This is a genomic window from Cyclobacterium amurskyense, from assembly GCF_001050135.1.
GTDB lineage: Bacteria > Bacteroidota > Bacteroidia > Cytophagales > Cyclobacteriaceae > Cyclobacterium > Cyclobacterium amurskyense.
Genome location: NZ_CP012040.1, coordinates 2,573,102 through 2,592,283, shown reverse-complemented (window position 1 = coordinate 2,592,283; position 19,182 = coordinate 2,573,102). Strand labels below are relative to the sequence as shown.

Genomic DNA, 19,182 nt, shown 5'->3' with positions numbered 1-19,182 from the left:
TTTAAATGCTGAAATTATACAGAACCTTATAAATCCCAGTATTTGTATCATTTTTAAAAATGACTTGCATCATGTAATTAACTCAGAATCATCACTAAATTCGGTTTTTATATTTCTCCCAATGTCAAAATCAACCTCCATAAAAGATCGCTCACAGTCGTTTTTTGTCGAAATCGGTGACATGACCCTTTTCGCAGGACGATTTTTCAAAGAGGCATTCAGCCTGCCTTTTGAGTTTAAGGAGCTGATTCGCCAATGCTATAACGTAGGGAATCGTTCACTGCTTTTGGTGGGAGTAACCGGATTTATTTTGGGTCTGGTATTTACCCTTCAGTCACGCCCTACGCTAATGGAGTTTGGGGCGGAGTCATGGATGCCATCCATGGTGGGAATATCTATTGTCAGAGAAATTGGCCCTGTGATCATTGCCCTTATATGTGCCGGAAGGGTAGGCTCTGGGATTGGGGCAGAACTGGGCTCTATGCGCGTTACGGAACAAATAGACGCCATGGAGGTTTCTGGTAACAATCCTTTTAAATACCTGGTGGTTACCCGTATTCTGGCCACTACATTAATGTTGCCGCTTTTGATAATTACAGGAGATGTAATAGCCCTATTAGGGTCTGCCATAATTGAAAACTTAAAAGGTAATGTTTCCTATGTACTCTATTTCAATCAGGTATTTGATGCTCTCAATTATAGTGACATTATTCCCGCCACGGTGAAATCCATTTTCTTCGGTTTTGCCATTGGGTTGGTGGGGTGCTATAAGGGGTACCATTGCTCTAAGGGAACCGTTGGTGTGGGAGAAGCCTCAAACTCTGCTGTTGTATATACTTCCATGCTGTTGTTTGTAATTGATTTTATTGCTGTGTTTGTTTCTGATATATTTTTCGAAATTTAAATGGAATCCACAAAAAACTTAAAGCCTGTATTAGAGTTAAAAAACCTCCACAAAAGTTTTGGTGAGAACCATGTACTTAAGGATTTTAGTCTAAAACTTTTTGAAGGAGAAAACTTGGTTGTAATGGGCAAATCAGGTTCCGGGAAATCGGTAATGATCAAGTGTCTGGTAGGTCTCATCCAACCTGACAGTGGAAGTATTACCATCAAAGACCAGGACATCACCAGCCTAGGTCATACCGAACTGGACCTTCTCCGCACGGAGATCGGCTTTCTTTTCCAGGGTAGTGCCTTGTACGATTCTATGACGGTTCGTGAAAATCTGGAATTCCCCCTTAGGCGTCAAACCCATAAAATACCAGGTTTTGAAAGTACTGAAATTCTAGTCAAAGAAGCATTGGAAAATGTAGGCCTGGCACATACCCTAGACTTGATGCCTGCAGAACTCTCCGGAGGAATGCAGCGAAGGGTGGCTTTAGCTAGGGCATTAATCTTAAAACCAAAAATAATTATTTATGATGAGCCAACAACAGGCTTAGATCCAATTACGGCAAAAGAAATCATAGAGTTGATGCGAAATATCCAAGAAAAATACCACACCTCCTCGATAATTATCACCCACGATGTAGATTGTGCAAGGGTCATTTCAAACAGGATGATTTTGCTCGTAGATGGCACCAATTATACCGAAGGAACTTTTGAGGAGCTTTCTAATTCAGAAGACCCAAAAATTCAGGCCTTCTTTAAAAACTAATCGTATGGGAAAATCTAATTCTTACAAAGCAAAAGTAGGCCTATTTGTAGTGATAGGGACTGTGCTTCTCATTGCCATTCTCTATTCTATAGGAAAGCGCCAACATATTTTCAGCAGAAATATTCAACTCTACGCTGTTTTTGACAATGTAAATGGCCTACAATCGGGGAACAATGTGCGCTATTCGGGAATAGATGTAGGCACGGTGAGTAAAATTGTAATGATTGATGAAAAGACCATTACCCTTCAAATGATGGTGGAAGATAAAATCTCCAGATTTATTAAAGAAGACGCTATTGCCTTTATAGGTTCAGATGGGTTGGTAGGAAGTATGGTTGTCAATATTGTCCCAGGAAAGGAACAAAATGCAAAACCTGTAGCCTCAGGAGACACCATACAGTCATACAGTAAAGTTGGAACGGATGACATGCTTTCCACCCTAAATACCACCAACGAAAACGCTGCTTTGCTGACAAGCGATTTATTGATGATAACCAATAAAATTCTGGAAGGAAAAGGAATCTTAGGCACACTATTGAGCGATACCTTATTGGCCCAAAACATACGACAATCAGTAATCGAACTGAAGAAAACGACTCAAAACACTTCTTCTTTAGTCACAAAGGTCAATGCAATCATCGGTAAAGTAAATTATGATCAAAGTGCTGCGGCTGTTTTGTTAAGCGACACGGTTTCTAGCAACCAGCTAAAGTTGGTCTTCGATAACCTTGAAAAATCCAGCCAAGACATAAAATTGGTAGCGCAAACCCTGGAGGAATACCTCAAAGAGACAAGAGCGGGAGAAGGAACTTTAAATCATTTAATAAAGGATGAAGCTTTGGTCGGGCACCTCGACAGTACAATGATCAACGTAAAAGAGGCTGCTGAGAAATTGAACGAAAACATGGAAGCGCTTCGGCAAAACTTTCTTTTCCGCAGGTATTTCAGGAGGCAGGAGCGAGAAGATAAAAGAAAAACAAAAGAAACTGATTCAAACTAAAGCACTTTATCCTTACTTCCCAGGTTTTTTTCTTTTCTAAATTTCCACTCCTCTTTACAATGCTGAACTCTGTAAAAATAGAAAGGGAAACCTGATAAAGCCTAAACAAAGTATGCTGTAAAGTTATGCCGCTAGCTATAGATCCGAATCAATTTATCAATCCGTCTTTTATTCTCCTGTTGCAATAAAGAAGGGTATAAATTCAACACAATATTCACGGCCATCATTACCAATCCAAAGGAATAGTTGCCATAGATGAATTTCACAAAAGCAAAAAGAGTCACCACAGTAAAGCCCAACAAATGACTAATATCAGATATTGACATTTCTTTCCGTAATTCATACAGTTCATCTACCTGAATTCTTCTCTCCAGTTTAATCTTTTGGTTGAAGTATTTAAAAAAGGTGTTTTTGACAATCCATTTAAATACCCCAAGGCCAATAGCCTTATTTAACCTTTTGCTTTTAATAAAATTAAGATTAGAAAGATCAGTATAGTAAGGTTGACTCTTTATCAAAGCATGCAAAATCATTCCAATAATCCATGAAATAATTGTTATTGAAATACTAAAGGATAGGTATTGCATACTGCTGTTTTCTAATTCTCGTTCATCCTTTGCAAGTAATTGGCGGACTTTACTTTTGCCAATTGCATTTTAATATGCATATATTTAAGCCTTAAACTTTAGCTTTTCGGCTGCCATTTTGGTGCCTTCAATACGAGCAGTTATTTTAGCGAAGGCAGTATCTCTACTGGTGGCCATGTCATCACTGAATGGAGAAAATCCGCAATCGTCTGTTGTACCCAATTGATTTAGCGGAATATACTCCGCTGCAGCCATGATTCTCTCATACACCATTTGAGGGGTTTCAATTGCTTCATTAATCACATCAATTACGCCAATATAAACCCTTTGATTTGGCTGGATATTTTCACCGATAATTTTTAATGCCTTGGTAGGGTTTTTCTCACTTGCCATCTGCATATAAAAATTCCCGGAATTTAAAGTTAAGAATAGCGGGATAAGCTCTGCATAATCCACGTCACCACTGTGGGTGCTGTCATGGTCCCCACCAGGACAGGTATGAAAGCCTATTCGTTGACGTTCCAGGTAAGAAAAATTAGATAATACTTGGTTGTTCAAATCAATGAATTGTTTTAAAAGTGCTTTAGATGGATCCAGCTTAATCGCCAGACGAGCCTCAGTAAAGTCCACTTGGACATGATGCGCTCCATTATCAAAACAACTTCTAATATCCGCCACAGATTGGTTTACAAGATCAATTATGAACTGTTGTTGGGTGTAATCAGCCAAGCCTTCTGAAGGGTACAATAAACTCATGGCAGAGGCAGAGATTACAGCCTGCTTTAATGGAAGTGTGGTGTATTTTTTTGCCCTAGGCAAATAACTTCCGGCATAAGTTGAATAGTGAAATGGACCTTTTGTCAGCTTGGGCAATTGCCGGGTATGCCCATCTTCAAAAGGAATAGAAATTCCATCACTGGCTAAATTGGTAAGCCCATCTAAAGGATAAGTAACAAAACTTGATTTAGTTTGTTCACCATCAGAAATTATTGGTGACCCGGTATTTTTCATTCGATGAATGGTATCCTTCACCGCTTCATCGAAGTATTTGTTCATTTCCCTTTCCGGTAAATTACCTTGAGAAAAGGCGGCCATTGCTTCTTGTAATTCTCGGGAACGTGGAACACTTCCGACTGATTCTGATGGTATTAAATTCATAGTGCTAAATTATAAAGTTTAATTGGGTTCGTACTATATGGCATGATAAGCTATCGCATTCAGTTGAAATCACCTACAAATGAAACCAGGTACCTACCTAATGGACAGCTATCTTTGAAGCGATTCCACTTCCTATTATAACTATTGGATTAATGTTCAATGGTCTTAATTAAATTTCATTCTGATAAATGATGCAGCGAATAGTTCCTAATCGCTTAATCTGTCATTACGGTTAAAAATAGTAATAATTAGTAAACTTTTAGAGCTCCCTTATCAAAAACCTACTTGATTAAGTTCATATGCATGGATGCAAAATCCCTTAATTATGAAAAAGCGATTTGTTCTCATCTATATAGGCCATTAATTCGGATCCTTTATTGAATATTTTCTTGATGTTGCCATTTTTATCAAGCACCAGATGGGTGGGATAAGCCTCTAATTTCAATTGATCAATAATCAATTCTTCTTGATCCGAAAAAACCACATAATCAAATACATTCTTACCTAAAAACGCTTCCAATGAAGCGTGGGGATCAGTGGCCAAAAATGAACGAAGAGATAACAATAAGTTTAAGCCTCCAAATCATATTAGGCGGTTAATTATTCATTTAATTTGATGAATTAATACCATGATTTCAGATACCTTCTTTAACCCGGATTGAGTAATAGGATTTCTCCGCCCTGACTGTCAGGGGTGAAGCCTGTCCCGTGTTTACGGGAAGTGTTGCAATCGCAAGACAATCAGGCTGTTTGGAGATTTTAGCATAGCACCGCTATGGTGAAAATGAAAACAGCAACGATTGGGTATTTTAAAGCGATTTCAGCACGTAATAGATTGTTTATTGCATATTTCGGGTTTAATATAACTTTAATCAATATTCATGGCAATTCTAAACCCTAAATCATCTATTTTAAAAGCGTAGGGATGGCTCCTTCTTCTGGTTGTTGCCATTACACTTCTTTCAACATCACACCAACCTCCACCACGAAAAACCCGATAGGAACCATAAACGGTCTCATCATAAATATCCGAACACCATTCCCAAACATTTCCAAGCATGTCATAAAGTCCCCAAGGGTTGGGCTGCTTTTGTCCAACTTTATGACTACGGTTGTCGGCATTTTCTTTAAACCAGGCAATTTTCTCTAATTCTCCGTATCTGGTATTATTTGCGCCAGCCTGGCAAGCAAATTGCCACTCAGCTTCAGTTGGAAGCCGGAAGCCATTTGCATTGGCATCAAAACTTACTTCTTGTGAGGTTAAATCAATGGCATAGCATTGGTTTTTGGCCAATGCCTCAGACAGTTTATTACAAAACTTTACCGTTTCAACCCAGGAAAGAGTCTCAACAGGTAACTTTTCACCTTTGAAAGTAGCCGGATTTTCATTCATTATTTCAGTATACAAGTCCTGAGTAACTGGAAATTTGGAGAGTCTAAAAGATTCAATTTCACGTTTCCAGATTTTCTTTACCCGGTCGTCCCTCATTTCCACAGTACCTTTCGGAATCGTGACAAATAAATTTTCAATTGTTTTCACGTCAATGTTTTTCTTATCTATTTCCACGTTACTTTTTGGATTGAGGGTCTTCTTAAATATTGACTTGATTTTTAAATCGGTCGAAAAGGTTGATGGATAATTCAGCATAAAGATTGATGGCAATAAAAATGCGTACATTCTTATTACTATATTGCTCATCAGGAAGTTCGGAGGCAATTGCTCCAGCAATGAGTCCCCTGCTCACTTCTCTAAACTGATCCATCGCTGATAAAACCTCACAAAGCGTTTCGGATTCACAAACTGATTTTAAACATTCAAAATATTTACTTTCATGAATCAGTTCATAAGCTCCGTCATTATTCTTCCAAATATCCTGAAAAAAGGGTTTATTTCTATTGTCGTTCAGAAATTCTGCTAAACCTGATGTGACAAAAAAGTCAGGAGGCAAAGACATACTACTCCTATCGATCAAAAACATTTTGTAATCAATTTCGCCGTAATGTTTTAGAAGTTGATCATTAAACTTTTCTACTACAACCGCTACAAATTCGGACTGCTGTTTATCCAAACATTCAAGAGATTTAACCTGTTGTGAATTTCCGGATAAATTAAACAGAATTAAGAAAACCAAGGTAGCAAAGAGTGTTAGTGTTTTCATAATGTTCAGTTACTGAATTAGATAGACCAGGGCAGAATTCATTAATCCTTTCTAAAAATAGTAATATAAAAGCAAAGCATCAACGTCCTAATCCTTAGTTACATCAAGAAATCAACCTCAAGGCTTCTCTTTTACTTAAAGGACTTAATGCTGTATCATTTACAAATTCCTGCACCCAAATAGGATCGGTCCGACTGTATTCCCGCAGTACCCAGCCAATGGCCTTATTGATAAAAAATTCATCAGACCCTAATAAATGGTGAATGCACTTCACTAAAAGGGCGAGATCCATTTTATCCTTGTACTTTAACTGAAACAGCAGCGCACTCCTTTGCAACCAAATATTATTGGACTGCAGCCACTTGTTTGTATACCCCTCCCTTTCCTCTGGAAAAAGCAAAAAGTAATTGCCCATCAATTTATTGGCGATCATATCTACCGTATCCCACCAAGATTGATGAGCCACCATGTGGACATAAAGATGGATGTCCTCTTTCTCTGTGGCATTCATGTATCTTAATAAAAGCTCCTGGGCAAAGTAATGAAACTCCCTCTCGTTCCTACTCCATAAAACCTTTACCAATTTATGAAGCTCAGTCTTTGGAGGAAGCATGGCTTTGAGCAAAAATGGCCTTTGGATAGCCCTTCTTTGCTGGGTAGAAATGCCAAAAAACTGAAATTGATTCCGCAAATAGGCTTTTTGTTGTAAGGCCAGTTCCCTATTTTCATTAGGGCTAAATTCCTGTTCCAATACAGCAATGTATTCAAGAGTTTCGTTGGATAGCATTTGGCGTGGGTTTTACTTTATCTTTTTAATAACCTACCTGGTCTAAGTTTAGCGAAGCGTAACTTGGACCCAAAATAAGGAAAGTTTTCAACTTTCATTGATACCACAATCACTAAAGTAGGTAGAGAGCTCCCCAAGTTGACTTCGACTCCACTGACTTCGACAGGCTCAGCCACCGGTGCCTAATTACCCAATTTTCATCAGTTAAAGCAGGAGGCTATTGAAAAGGAGAAATCGTTTCATTTTCCTTGATTTTAGCCTAAACCGATGGACCAAAGAAATCCATTCAATAGGAATGGGCTTTAGCCTATTTATAGGGTCAAATCGAATTTTCTGGCCTTAGCCGAAATTTTGAGTACAAAAAGGGAGATTGTTAAATATACCTTTGTCAAAAGTTTAGATTTTGAGAATTTCGAAGTAATTGATCTCAAACAAAAAATTCTCCAAAATATTTGAGGTGAATAACCAGCAAGTCTTTTATCTCATCTGCATTTGCAAGCTCTAATATCAGAAAAATCTTATGCAACTCATGATTTAATTATCAATCATCTTTTAAACAATAATTAATCAGTTACTATCATGCAAAGGTATCTTTTCCTTTATCAAATTTGCTAAAATTACTGAAACTTTTTCGCCAGAATCTTTATACAAGTGATTTCCATCAGTATATTCAAACGAATCATTTTGAGGAGTCAAATCAAAATAACCGTCTGATAAATCTATGCCCTCTTTAATTATTGAGTCAAAATCAGGCATTAACTCCTTCTCAATTTCCAACATTCTATTATGAATTGGTACCCTAACAAGGTATACATTACCGTATTCTTTTAAGTAGGTTATAATTTTTATTAAATATTTGAGTCGAATTGATGATAGATTGGTTTTTGGTAAATAGTCCAATCTGTAAGATTTAACTCTATTTGAAATTCTATTAACAACAGATATACTATCCATAGGTAAATTACTTACTTCTAACCAACCATCATCGTGTAACTTCCAATTTGAATTCGTTTTGAAAAGAATTTTTGAATATTCTCCTGATAAATTATTAAGCAAATAAAATACATTTGGATTTAAATCAACAACATTTGTTTTATTAAGGAATAGATTGTTTTCCCTAAATTGACTTAAATCATTTGGAGAAGAACACCAACTTGAGATACTCCAAGGATCCACGGCAATAATAAACAAACCACCTTTTTCTTGGTTATGCTTCCTTTTAATACTTTCATAATAAACTTTTCCAAAAGGACTGTGAACAACTGTAAACGAATAATTAAATATTCTTCTATTTAATATTTTCTGAAATTGTGCTGGTTGCAAGCCTTGTGCTGCACGGGATGTTCCCAATATCATATTCTTCTGTTTTGGTGACGTAAACCTACTATAAAACGGATCAGTATCACCATCCGCCATAGATAAAATAAGTAAAATAACAGAAGAAAAAATAGAACCAAACAATATAATTTGAAATATAAACTTCTTCATTTTTCTAAAATTGAAAATAAATAAATTCTTGTTTAGTACCACTAAACAGAAATATCATAACAGCAAGTAAACAGTATAGAATCCATCGAAAAAATTTAGCTCTTAACAATCCAATGTTCTCAATTGCGTATTGATGTTCACGCCCTACCCATTCTATAATCAGAAAAATACTTATTAACATTAAAATCTTTTTATGTAACCAATATATCTTAAATGATAAAAAAGAATGCGGATTATCGAATATGCCAGATAAATATTGAAATGCATGTTCAAAATTTTCTGCTCTGAAAAACACCCATGCTAATATTGTTAAGCCATAGGTTATTAATATTAGAATTAATTCACGGAAGGTTGGAAGTATTTTACCCTTAGCTACAATATCAACGTGATTTCTATTATTATTAGTGAGCGAAACCGGTAAAAAGTAGAGCGCATTCAATGCCCCCCATACAATAAAAGTCCAATTAGCCCCATGCCAGAATCCACTGACGATAAAAATAATAAATGTATTCCTTACTTTCATCCACGTTCCGCCACGGCTTCCGCCTAGTGGAATATATAGGTAATCCCTAAACCATGTTGACAAGGAAATATGCCATCGTCTCCAGAATTCTGCAATGTCTCTTGAAAAGTAAGGAAAATTGAAGTTTTGCATTAAATTAAATCCAAATAGCCTGGAAGTTCCAATTGCTATATCAGAGTAACCTGAGAAGTCACCGTAAATTTGAAAGCTGAAAAACACTGCACCCAAAACCAATGTGCTACCGGAGTATTCTGAAGAATTATTGAAAATCAGATTGGCATATTGCGCGCAGTTATCGGCAATCACTATCTTCTTAAACAAACCCCAAAGAATTTGACGCATGCCATCAACAGCTTTTGAATAATCAAATGTTCGTTTTTTATAAAATTGAGGTAACAGATTGGTTGCTCTTTCAATAGGTCCAGCAACCAATTGTGGAAAGAAACTTACAAAGGCAGAAAAAGCAATAAAGTCATCCGTCGGTTCAAGCTTTCGTTTATAAACATCTATAGAATAACTCAAAGTTTGAAAGGTGTAAAAGCTTATCCCAACTGGTAAAATAATATTTAATGAACTTGCACTTATTTCTGCTCCAAAAAATGAAAAAGCAGAAACGAAATTATCCAAAAAGAAATTGTAATATTTAAAAAAGCCAAGAAATCCCAGATTTACTATTATACTGGTCCACAATAGTGTTTTCCGTTTGGCTTGATTTCCTTCACTTTTTAACTTCCTGCCAATTGTATAATCTACTAATGTGCTGAAGATAATCAATGATAGAAACCTCCAGTCCCACCATCCATAGAATAGATAACTAGCTGCAACTATTAGAAGGTTTTGCAACTTCAGTTTCTTACTTGAAACAAACCAATAGAGTATAAAAACAATTGGTAAAAATATTGCAAAGTCAATTGAATTAAAAAGCATTCGTTCTGGTTAATCTATATTTTTTTGCAAGATCGTCTCACCATTCGTGGCAGACAACAATTTTATGGAACTTTACACAAAAATCTTTTAATCCAAAAAAAGAAAATTGCCACTAAATACCAAATCCTCTACCTAGTCTAAGTTTAGCGAAGCATAACTTAGACCCAAAATAAGGAGAGTTTTCAACTTTTATTGATACCACAATCACTAAAGTAGGTTGAGGGCTCCCAATATTATTCCACACCGCTGACTTCGACAGGCTCAGTCATCGGTGCCTAATTACCCAATTTTCACCTGTTAAAGCAGGAGGCTATTAAAAAGGAGGAATTGTTTCGTTTTCCTTGATTTTAGCCTAAACCGATGGACCAAAGAAATCCATTCAATAGGAATGGGCTTTAGCCTATTTATAGGGTCAAATCGAATTTTCTGGCCTTAGCCGAAATTTAAATTACAAAAGGAGAATTATTAAATCTAAATATAAAAGGTCGCCATGCTCTGGAATATCCATTGCTCATGATCATTATTTAATTAGCTAATTTTTAAATTTCCGCCTTGTAGATTTTTGGCGTGAAAAAATTTAAGCAGGGTCTGGCAAAGACAAGGGCAATGTTTGACGAAGTTTTTGGCATAGGTAACATCCAATAATCAACGAAAATGGGAAAGCCAAAAACAAAGGAGTTTGCCTGTGTGCGGGTGGCCTTAAATTTTAGCCGAAAAGATACTCAGCGGCGGGGTTTTTCCCGATGGCTCTGGACAGGTTGGTTACTTTTTGGCCCACTGAATAAACTCAGGGCAGGCCTGCAGCAAAAAAGTGACAATGCTCATAATCAACAACTTAGTTTAGTAGAAACAGTAATGATTTATGGTATAGAACTGCTTTTAAAATCATACATTTAACTGACAATTAAACGTTCATTTCTTTTCCATTGATGAAAAGAAACGAACCAAAGAAAAATCTAGCCAAAACTAATCTTCCACGCGCAGGCCCTCGCACACTCGTAGTTTTGGCCCGGCCACTGCGCCCTTACTTTAGCGATTGCAATAAAAATTACCAAAAGAAAAAACCACTCCCTATCCCTCATTAAGCCTTATAAAAGGTTTAACATAGCATTCAGAATGGGATCTTCAAGCCACCAGAAAGCAATGATATTTAGATATTTTGCACCTTTTTAATTCTCTCCTTCAAAATTGAGACTTCCATAGGATCCACACCTAATTCGTCCTTTTTATCAAATTCCAAATAAATAATTCTCCCAAATTTATAATCGGTATTTAATTCAATCTTATACAATAATGACAAGTTTCCATGAAATTTCATATAGTAATTGAGAGAGTCTATTATGTTTTGAATTTGAAACAATGGAATTTCAATGACTTTATTATTATAATTTAATACAATTTTGTCTTCCAAAAGGGTCCCTTTCAAAATATTTTGCTTTTTGATATAAAAATAACTTGAGACAATAGATATTAAATAAACAGCAATAATAATTTCCCAATTAACCTTGAATCTATTATTAAAAACATAAAATATTGATACGGTAATAAGCAATAAATACAGGGCTAATATTTTACTTACGGCGTGATTTTTATTGCCTATTGGTAATTCCATATTCATGTTTTAACATAGAGGTCTCGTATTTACGGATTTAGCACAAAGCTCCTTTGGGATATTGTCAGTAAAAAAAAGTGTTCATTTTGCTTTTCGTTTGACCCTTTCCAGTATTTGTGTTTCAATGTTTTGTTGCATCATACGGATGTTTTCTTGTCACAAATATAGTAATAATTTGTGACAAGAAAATTAGCCATTAGCTGCTCTTGAATATAACGGACTAAGGTTATCCCTCAATCCGACAACACCCGCTGGTCTAAGTTTAGCGAAGCGTAACTTAGACCCAAAATGAAGAAAGTTTTCAACTTTTATTGATACCACAATAACTAAAATAGGTAGAGAGCTACCAATATCAACTTCGACTCCGCTGACTTCGACAGGCTCAGCCACCGGTGCCGAATTATCCAGTTTTCACCAGTTGGAGAAGAAGGCTATTGAAATAAAAGAATCGTCTACTTTCCCTATACTTTAACCTGAGTCCCCAATTGACCAAAGAAATCAATTCAATAGGAATGGGCAAAAGCTCATTTACAGGGTCAAATCGTTTAATCTGGCTTTAGCCAAAATTTAGAGAACAATACGATCAATATGCTTTGTTTTCCCCAATGCTGACCTACATTCTTATAAGCCTATTGATTATTCAGATTCCTTTTGCCATAGCCCACGATTATTTTCTCTGGCATCACGTTCGTAGGAAACAAAGGCATCTGCGTATTTAACATTGGGCGGAATCGATAATACTCTTGCATACCCCTTTTTTATTAACTCCTCATTTACAAAAGTACCATCCAACAAATAAACGTAGGCAAGCGTTCTTCCATATCGGTCTAAACTGTCCACACCATATTCCAACAAAACTTCTTGATTGATTAATAAGTCAGTAAGGTAAGCTTTGGCTTCTTGTCCATAAAAGCCAATTTTCTTATAATTCCCATTTCTTGTTTCAGGAGCATCCACTCCTATCAATCGAATTTTCACTCCTTTTTTCGACCCATCCTCAGCCCAAAAGGTATCACCATCCACCACTCTGGATACAGGCATAAGACCCGAAAGCTCAGCTTCTTCCTTTCCGGAATTATAATAAGCAACGATTATCGAGACAAGAAGGACAAGAATATATTTATATGTTTTATTCATTTTAGAAGTCTATCAAGGTTCAAAGATAATAGGGTAGAAGTAAAATTAAGGCTTACTAATACAAAGTCATCTGCGTATTTAACATTGGGTTGAATCGATAATACTTTTGCTACACTAGAATAGGGAGGCTTCAACCTAATTCCCTTAAGCAACCCAATCCCCATAGCAAAAGGCGGCCAGAGGCGGAGTACAATCCCAATCGATCAGGACTACAATAAACCAAAGCCTTAATCGAATCATTGTAGCTTAATTGGAGGACCTAGTTATTTTTTATTTCAGGTGGATTGACAATAGCTTCTTTCACTACAGTTGCAACGTTGTCAATTGTTATTTTCTTTCTTTTACAATATTCAGATTGTAACCAATCTTCAATTAGTTTTGCTCCTTTACTTGCATTACACGAAATACAACATAGAGCAATATTATCCTTTCCATTAACTCTTACATCGTTGACAATATGTTCCCATGACGGTTTTGATTTTCTTGAATCATAGCTCTCTAAAAACTCGACTCTACAATAAACGCAGTTTTTATCTCGATCTTTTACAAAAATTTCTACATCTACTGGAATTCCCCATTTATTCGCCATAGGTCAATTATTCTCCTTCAAAGAAATCGTAGTCAATTTCTTTCACTTCATAGGTTGTTTTTACTTGAACGCCAACATTGTATTGGTGCATTAAGTCGACCAGTTTAGGTCCATCAATCAATATAATCGAATGATGAGCCTCTCTCGCTTTTTTAATCGCTGAATCATCAAATGTAGATGTCGTAATAAATACTCCCTTTGATGTGTCTCCACTCATTGCTCCAATGAAGTTCCTTATATCTTTTTCACGTACTTTATTTTCATTGTACCTTTTTGCTTGAGTGTAAATTTTTTCAAGTCCAAGTTTGTCCTCGTTTATAATTCCATCAATTCCCCCATCTCCTGATTTTGATGTTTCAATAAAATCTCCGTACCCCATTCTTTTGAGTAATATCAAAATCACTTTTTCAAAGAAATAAGGGTCAATTTCTTTAAGTTTATCAAGAAGATCGGTTTTAACTTCTATTTCAATTGTTTCAAATCCAGTATCGATTAGGTCTTGTGGCGATGCATTGTCAACGTCTACAGTTTCTAATTCTGCTTTGTCATCTTTTTTGCTTTTAACTGATGAGCGATGCTGAATGAAATCAGGGTCATTTTGTAAGTCCGACAGAAGTAATTTACCACTTGCCAAAGCTTGTTTTCCTTTTTCTCCGATTTGCACCATTCCTCTATTGGGATAGAATACAAACTTGCCCATTTTCAGATAGGATTTTCCCCAAAGTATTCGGTCAATCAAAGTATTGGCTCCAGTACTTGTTTTCTTATCTAAAAGTTCTTTTGGTAAGCCCGAATAATATTTGTCACGAACTTTTATTGCTAATTCTCGACTGCTTATTGATTCAATCGTACTCAACGTATCCAAAATCGGCATAAAGGTTTCGTGATATTTAGGTAATTCCATTTATTAATTCGGTTTTTTTAATTGCCCTCAACAATTGGTATAGCTATATTTCCTAGTTGAGTTCCTTATATATCAACTATACACCCACCCCATTTAGCTTATTAAAATGTCAAATTAACTATTTAGGACAAAGAATCAAGCATAGAAATAACACTTTTACTTAAACGGCAGGTATATATTTGGAAATACACAGGCTTGAACAGCAATTACACCAGCACTTCATAAATTTAAAGTGATAAACAGAAGCATATTAAAGAAAAATTAAAAAATAATATCGTTGAACCCACTAAAAATCAAACTCTCTAAAAAATAATTACCCAATCAAATCATCAGCAATAAAATCGGATACCTTTAACTTACCCTCACTACTAAAACTTAGGTTTTGGGACAGTTCGAAAAGGTGGGCCTCGGTTTCGAAAAAGTGCATCATATAGCCGGCGGTATTTACAAAAGCAACAAAATCACCTATGGCAGGTAATTGGGGCAGGGAGATTTTGCGTTTGAGTAGCACATCCCTTTCCAAACAATAGGCACCTGTGAAAAACACATCTACAGGCGCGTTTGACTCTTCCTTATCGGCATACATCACATAGGGATCCAGAAGAAAATCCTCACTGGAACTCATCATTTGGCTCATGTTCATTTCCAATCCAACCATCCACTGTCCTCTGGCATCTTGTTTCCTATGGGCCACTTTGGCTATGGTCATTCCTGTCTGATTGAGCAGAGAACGGCCCGGCTCTATTCGAATTTCAAGTTGCATGGCCTTCAACCTTTGGGCATTGCTCTCTTGGGTTTCTGCATCTTTATAGTCCAGCACCTTCTTTAAAAAGGTCGTGCCGTTGATGCGATTGTAATAAGGATAGGTTTTGAGTTGGCCTGTTAATTCATTGTTGATCATTTCATAGCCCAGGCCATGACCATTGAAAGTTAAGGGATTGTCATTGGCCTTCACTCCTTCTTGCAGGGCCTGATCAAAGGCTTTCCATTGCTGCTCGCTTTCCAGGTAGTTCATCAATATCCCGCCTCCCATATCTATAAAAGCGATGGATAAACCAGCCTCCTTGAGGCGCTTGGCCAAACCTATACAATCGGAAAGGGCTTTGCCACGCTGAAGGGTAGAATAGCCATCCAGGTGAAAATGAAAACCCTGTAGGGAGAGGTTTTTAAAACGCCCTTTTTCCCCGAAATTCTCCAGAATATAGGCTTCCACAGCAGCTATATCAAAGCCAAAACGACTGTAAAGCTTGGTTCCCTCTACCGTAAAACCGCTTATGCGAATACCTATATTGGCCTTTTTATTTAGTTCCTCTGCTATGCTTTGGGCTTGCTCACACTCGTCCTCATTGTCCAAGACTATGGGCACCTGCGCATTGATGGCCAATGCATATTGCTCACGCGTTTTGATGGCAGAAGTGAGCACCAGATTTTTTCCATTCCCACCCAAAGCGATGGATTGTTCCAGCTCCTTTTGACTGGCTGTATCCACACCTATACCTGCTTCCAAAGCCTGTTTCACCAGTGATTTTGATTTATTGGCCTTGCGTGCATAGTAGATTTGGTGCTTTAATCCGTTAGCCTCAAAAAGCTTATTGAAGGAAGCGATGTTATCGGAAAAAGTGGGCAGGTGGTGCAGGTTGATGGGCGAACCATGTTTTTCAATCAGTCCACTGATGATTTTCTGGTCTTCAAAAATACGGTGCATCCATGGAGAAGTAAGGGGAGTTAGCCCTGCCTTTGGATTACCTTTGGTATAGTTAGGATTCATTTTCAATACAATTGTTTACTACTGGTTTACTGGTTCTCTAAGTTCAATGGCAATGGCAACCTCTTCTGCCCATTGAGAAGCCAAATTATTTCGTTTTCTGGACAAGGTGTCATTGTCCAAGGTCAACCCTTCTGTAGGCGTACCATATAGCGCAATCCCTTCCTGCACCTTTCCATCTTTTGCAATCATTCTTCCCCTTGCATCCATATCCATGCAACCGGGTGTATAAGTGCCTCCACTGGAATTCAAGAATTTTCTTCCAATTCCATTTTCCAAGATTGAACGATACAGGGGGCTGGGCGTTTCGCTTTCATTGTTTCTGGGAATTCGGGCATTGATCAGGTAGTCTAAGGCTTGCTCTTTCAGGTTTTCACCCTTCAATAAGCCATAAGCGCCTGAGGATTCATCGAATTCAAAAGTCGACCCTCGCACAAATCCAAAGTCCACTATTCCTGCTTCGGCAAGTGCAAGCATTTTCTTCATGTTCTTTACCGGAGGTCCATAGGCAATGCGGTTAAAAAGGCCGAAATAGTTTCGGTCAAAAAACTTATGTGAAGCTGCATCCAAACCCCCAAAGCTATAAATTTCATTGAACCCTTGGCTAATCCTGCGCCAGGTGCCGAATGCCGCATTTAAAGGGCTTTCCTCAGGACCCTTTTCGGCTTCCAAAAGAAGTTTTTCTATATAATCAGAAACCTCTGCATGCGTCAAAGTGGATTGATTGGCAAAAGGATCCAAAAGAGTTTCCCAGTTAAACCTTTCCACTTCAGGGTGATATTTGTGAAAAACTTCAATTTGCTCGCGAATGCCGTCATATTTTTCTAGAAAAAGCAATCTCCACCGGTACTCTCTGAAAAGTACCCTGTAATAGCTAAATGTACACTCCTTTATAATCAAGGGAAGCAAAGTTTTTTCAAAAGAGACAGGCTTTGAGCGCTTGAGCGAGGCAATACGGTCTTCTGTGAGAAAATAAAGCGGGCTCTTATCTGCTGCCCCTCCAGTACGTGGCATCATGGGAAGGCCTGTTCTGGAATAAGGGTAAATTTTGTGGGGTTCCTTTCCTGAAGTATTATAAATCATTTTACCCGATTCACTGAGGTCAAACTGCCCTCCCCTTCCTTCGGTAAGGGCTAAAATAGCATCAATACAGGTCAGACCAAATCCTTTTACGGCCACCTTTGCTCCTGCTTCGATATGTCCCAAAGCCAAATGAGTAGGGTAAACAAAGTCGATAAAACGGCTGGTTTGATTTCCCTCAAGAAATCCAGCCCCGCACCCAAAATGCCCGGTGGTTAATAGAATCTTATCGAATGCAGGAAATTCATCTGCTTCTTTTCCCTGGGTAAAAAGCTTAAATTTATCACCCTGCTTTCCAATGTTGTTTACCGTTGCAACATGTTTCACCAATTTTATATACTCAGGCAAATTCTTGCACAAGCGATCAAACCCCTCCATCAAATAGCTACCCACTGTTGCCCGAGAAGCAAAGTCTTCTTCCAATGCTTCATTCGGCTCCTCCGTTTTATTTTGCAGCCAGCTGACAAAGTCAGACCTGTCGGCAAGAATGGCCGTGGGCAATTCATCCGTCCAGCAGTTGATGTTTTTATTCGCATAGTTCATCAGCAGGTAGGGCGCTTGATCAGAGCGGTAAACATTCCCGGCAGCAAAGAATTGGTTTTGGTTAAACAGGTGTATCGCTACAGGCTCTTGGATTTCACGGGCTTTTAGCTGCGCCAACAGGCGCTCAAAAGCATAGAAACCCTTGGGTCCCAATCCAACGATGGCAATATTAAATCTTGTAACATCCTGCATTTTCTCAGCCTTCGACTTTACCATCCAATGGAAGTTTTTAGCATGGGCTCACTTTCAGGGAAATTGGACAATACCCAATCCGGATTGTAAATGGTGTCGAGGTACCGCTCTCCTCTATCTGCCAATAGAAACACACAATTGCTGGAATTGGGGATGTATTTGATGTACCGATCAATGGCAGCAATTACTCCTCCAGTAGAACCTCCACAGAGTATTCCTTCTTTTTTGAGCAAGGACCAGCAGCCTTCAATACAGTCCAAGTCGCTGACCTTCACATGGCCTTCAAATTTATCCGTATCGACAAACTGTGATTGTACACCTGCCCCATGCCCTGGTATAAGTCTTGGTGCCGCCTTCCCTCCGAACAATACACTTCCTAAGGCATCCACTGCGATCACTTTTGTACCAAGATTATGCTCCTTGATATAATCGGCATAGCCCATCAATGTACCACAGGTGCTTGTGGACACAAAGAGGTAATCCACGGCTCCACCCAAGTCCCTCATAATTTCGTCTATGGTTTTATGATGTGCCAAAGGGTTGTTGGGATTCCCATATTGGTTAGTCCAGAAACTATTGGGTATGGCTTGCAGGAGCTCCTGCACCCTATTTAAGCGGGCAGCTAAAAAACCTCCTTTTTTAGCCGGCGTTTTCACGTATTCCAGTCGGGCTCCATAGGTTTTCAATAACTTTTCAGTGTGCGCGTTCAGGTTAGGGTCTACCACTACGATCAACTTTAATCCATAATGAATACATGCCTGTGCCAGGCCCAAGGCCATATTACCGGAACTCGATTCTATAATGGTGTCCCCTCTATTTATTCTTCCTTCTTCAAGTGCTTTTTTGACGATAAAAATCGAAGTCCTGTCCTTCAAACTTCCAGAAGGATTGGCGGCCTCCAATTTACCATAAAACGATGCATGGCTGTCTGGAAAAAGTTTGTCCAGACGTACCAGAGGAGTCTCCCCTATGGTTGCAACTATATTACTGGCAACATTCGAAACATTAGCTGTAGTAATCATAACCTTTATGTTCTAATCGATGAAATCCTAATTAATTGATAATTTATATTTA

At 37.9% G+C, this 19,182-nt stretch carries 19 protein-coding genes; 4 read left to right on the top strand and 15 right to left on the bottom strand.

The features are described 5' to 3' along the window. Nucleotides 1-121 precede the first annotated feature (121 nt). From CA2015_RS10725 to CA2015_RS10715, 3 genes are read left to right on the top strand one after another with little or no spacing between them, the layout of a single operon-like run. A complete protein-coding gene (locus CA2015_RS10725; RefSeq protein ID WP_048641903.1) occupies nucleotides 122-904 on the top strand; it encodes an MlaE family ABC transporter permease in 783 nt (260 codons plus the stop codon). Then, complete coding sequence (locus CA2015_RS10720; RefSeq protein ID WP_048641902.1) at nucleotides 905-1,657, top strand: ABC transporter ATP-binding protein; 753 nt, start codon at nucleotides 905-907, stop codon at nucleotides 1,655-1,657. It begins immediately after the preceding gene. 4 nt (nucleotides 1,658-1,661) lie between these two features. Then, nucleotides 1,662-2,657 carry an MlaD family protein gene (locus tag CA2015_RS10715; protein ID WP_048641901.1) on the top strand — a complete coding sequence of 332 codons (996 nt, stop codon included), beginning with the start codon at nucleotides 1,662-1,664 and terminating at the stop codon, nucleotides 2,655-2,657. A gap of 131 nt (nucleotides 2,658-2,788) precedes the next feature. Here the strand turns inward: CA2015_RS10715 and CA2015_RS10710 are convergent, their stop codons facing one another. The 8 genes from CA2015_RS10710 to CA2015_RS10675 all read right to left on the bottom strand — a co-directional run bounded on the left by CA2015_RS10710 (nucleotide 2,789) and on the right by CA2015_RS10675 (nucleotide 10,286). Then, complete coding sequence (locus tag CA2015_RS10710; RefSeq protein WP_048641900.1) at nucleotides 2,789-3,244, bottom strand: glycosyl-4,4'-diaponeurosporenoate acyltransferase CrtO family protein; 456 nt, start codon at nucleotides 3,242-3,244, stop codon at nucleotides 2,789-2,791. A gap of 84 nt (nucleotides 3,245-3,328) precedes the next feature. After that, nucleotides 3,329-4,402, bottom strand: coding sequence for a uroporphyrinogen decarboxylase/cobalamine-independent methonine synthase family protein (locus CA2015_RS10705; protein ID WP_048641899.1), 1,074 nt, complete (start codon nucleotides 4,400-4,402; stop codon nucleotides 3,329-3,331). Between the two features lie 319 nt (nucleotides 4,403-4,721). Next, complete coding sequence (locus CA2015_RS10700) at nucleotides 4,722-4,967, bottom strand: TlpA family protein disulfide reductase (RefSeq protein ID WP_084011727.1); 246 nt, start codon at nucleotides 4,965-4,967, stop codon at nucleotides 4,722-4,724. A gap of 303 nt (nucleotides 4,968-5,270) precedes the next feature. Beyond that, nucleotides 5,271-5,969: a formylglycine-generating enzyme family protein gene (locus CA2015_RS10695; protein WP_240477962.1), complete on the bottom strand. Its 699-nt coding sequence runs from the start codon at nucleotides 5,967-5,969 to the stop codon at nucleotides 5,271-5,273. A 25-nt stretch (nucleotides 5,970-5,994) separates the two neighbouring features. Further along, nucleotides 5,995-6,561: a hypothetical protein gene (locus CA2015_RS10690; protein WP_048641897.1), complete on the bottom strand. Its 567-nt coding sequence runs from the start codon at nucleotides 6,559-6,561 to the stop codon at nucleotides 5,995-5,997. A 103-nt stretch (nucleotides 6,562-6,664) separates the two neighbouring features. Continuing rightward, on the bottom strand, nucleotides 6,665-7,348 hold the full coding sequence (locus CA2015_RS10685; protein ID WP_048641896.1) for a DNA alkylation repair protein: 684 nt from the start codon (nucleotides 7,346-7,348) through the stop codon (nucleotides 6,665-6,667). A 567-nt stretch (nucleotides 7,349-7,915) separates the two neighbouring features. Beyond that, the gene (locus tag CA2015_RS10680) at nucleotides 7,916-8,836 is read right to left on the bottom strand and encodes a hypothetical protein (RefSeq protein ID WP_157470426.1); all 921 of its coding nucleotides are present in this window, start codon (nucleotides 8,834-8,836) and stop codon (nucleotides 7,916-7,918) included. 4 nt (nucleotides 8,837-8,840) lie between these two features. Further along, nucleotides 8,841-10,286, bottom strand: coding sequence for an MBOAT family O-acyltransferase (locus CA2015_RS10675; RefSeq protein ID WP_048641894.1), 1,446 nt, complete (start codon nucleotides 10,284-10,286; stop codon nucleotides 8,841-8,843). A 654-nt stretch (nucleotides 10,287-10,940) separates the two neighbouring features. Here CA2015_RS10675 and CA2015_RS10670 point away from each other — a divergent pair. Continuing rightward, nucleotides 10,941-11,183 (top strand): hypothetical protein, encoded by a 243-nt coding sequence (locus CA2015_RS10670; protein ID WP_048641893.1) that lies wholly within the window; start codon nucleotides 10,941-10,943, stop codon nucleotides 11,181-11,183. Nucleotides 11,184-11,436: 253 nt separating this feature from the next. Here CA2015_RS10670 and CA2015_RS10665 read toward each other — a convergent pair whose 3' ends face one another. From CA2015_RS10665 to sbnA, 7 genes are all read right to left on the bottom strand, one after another. Then, complete coding sequence (locus tag CA2015_RS10665; protein ID WP_157470424.1) at nucleotides 11,437-11,898, bottom strand: hypothetical protein; 462 nt, start codon at nucleotides 11,896-11,898, stop codon at nucleotides 11,437-11,439. Between the two features lie 636 nt (nucleotides 11,899-12,534). After that, nucleotides 12,535-13,035, bottom strand: coding sequence for a thermonuclease family protein (locus CA2015_RS10660; protein WP_053086675.1), 501 nt, complete (start codon nucleotides 13,033-13,035; stop codon nucleotides 12,535-12,537). A gap of 259 nt (nucleotides 13,036-13,294) precedes the next feature. Next, on the bottom strand, nucleotides 13,295-13,624 hold the full coding sequence (locus tag CA2015_RS10655) for a hypothetical protein (RefSeq protein WP_048641891.1): 330 nt from the start codon (nucleotides 13,622-13,624) through the stop codon (nucleotides 13,295-13,297). A gap of 7 nt (nucleotides 13,625-13,631) precedes the next feature. Then, nucleotides 13,632-14,528 (bottom strand): restriction endonuclease, encoded by an 897-nt coding sequence (locus CA2015_RS10650; RefSeq protein ID WP_048641890.1) that lies wholly within the window; start codon nucleotides 14,526-14,528, stop codon nucleotides 13,632-13,634. A gap of 313 nt (nucleotides 14,529-14,841) precedes the next feature. Next, entirely contained in the window at nucleotides 14,842-16,296 is a 1,455-nt protein-coding gene (locus CA2015_RS10645) for a type III PLP-dependent enzyme domain-containing protein (RefSeq protein ID WP_048641889.1), read from the bottom strand. An 18-nt stretch (nucleotides 16,297-16,314) separates the two neighbouring features. Further along, nucleotides 16,315-18,132, bottom strand: coding sequence for an FAD/NAD(P)-binding protein (locus tag CA2015_RS10640; protein ID WP_048641888.1), 1,818 nt, complete (start codon nucleotides 18,130-18,132; stop codon nucleotides 16,315-16,317). Next, nucleotides 18,126-19,130, bottom strand: coding sequence for a 2,3-diaminopropionate biosynthesis protein SbnA (gene sbnA, locus CA2015_RS10635; RefSeq protein ID WP_048641887.1), 1,005 nt, complete (start codon nucleotides 19,128-19,130; stop codon nucleotides 18,126-18,128). Before sbnA ends, CA2015_RS10640 begins: the two co-directional genes overlap by 7 nt. Between the last annotated feature and the right edge of the window lie 52 nt (nucleotides 19,131-19,182).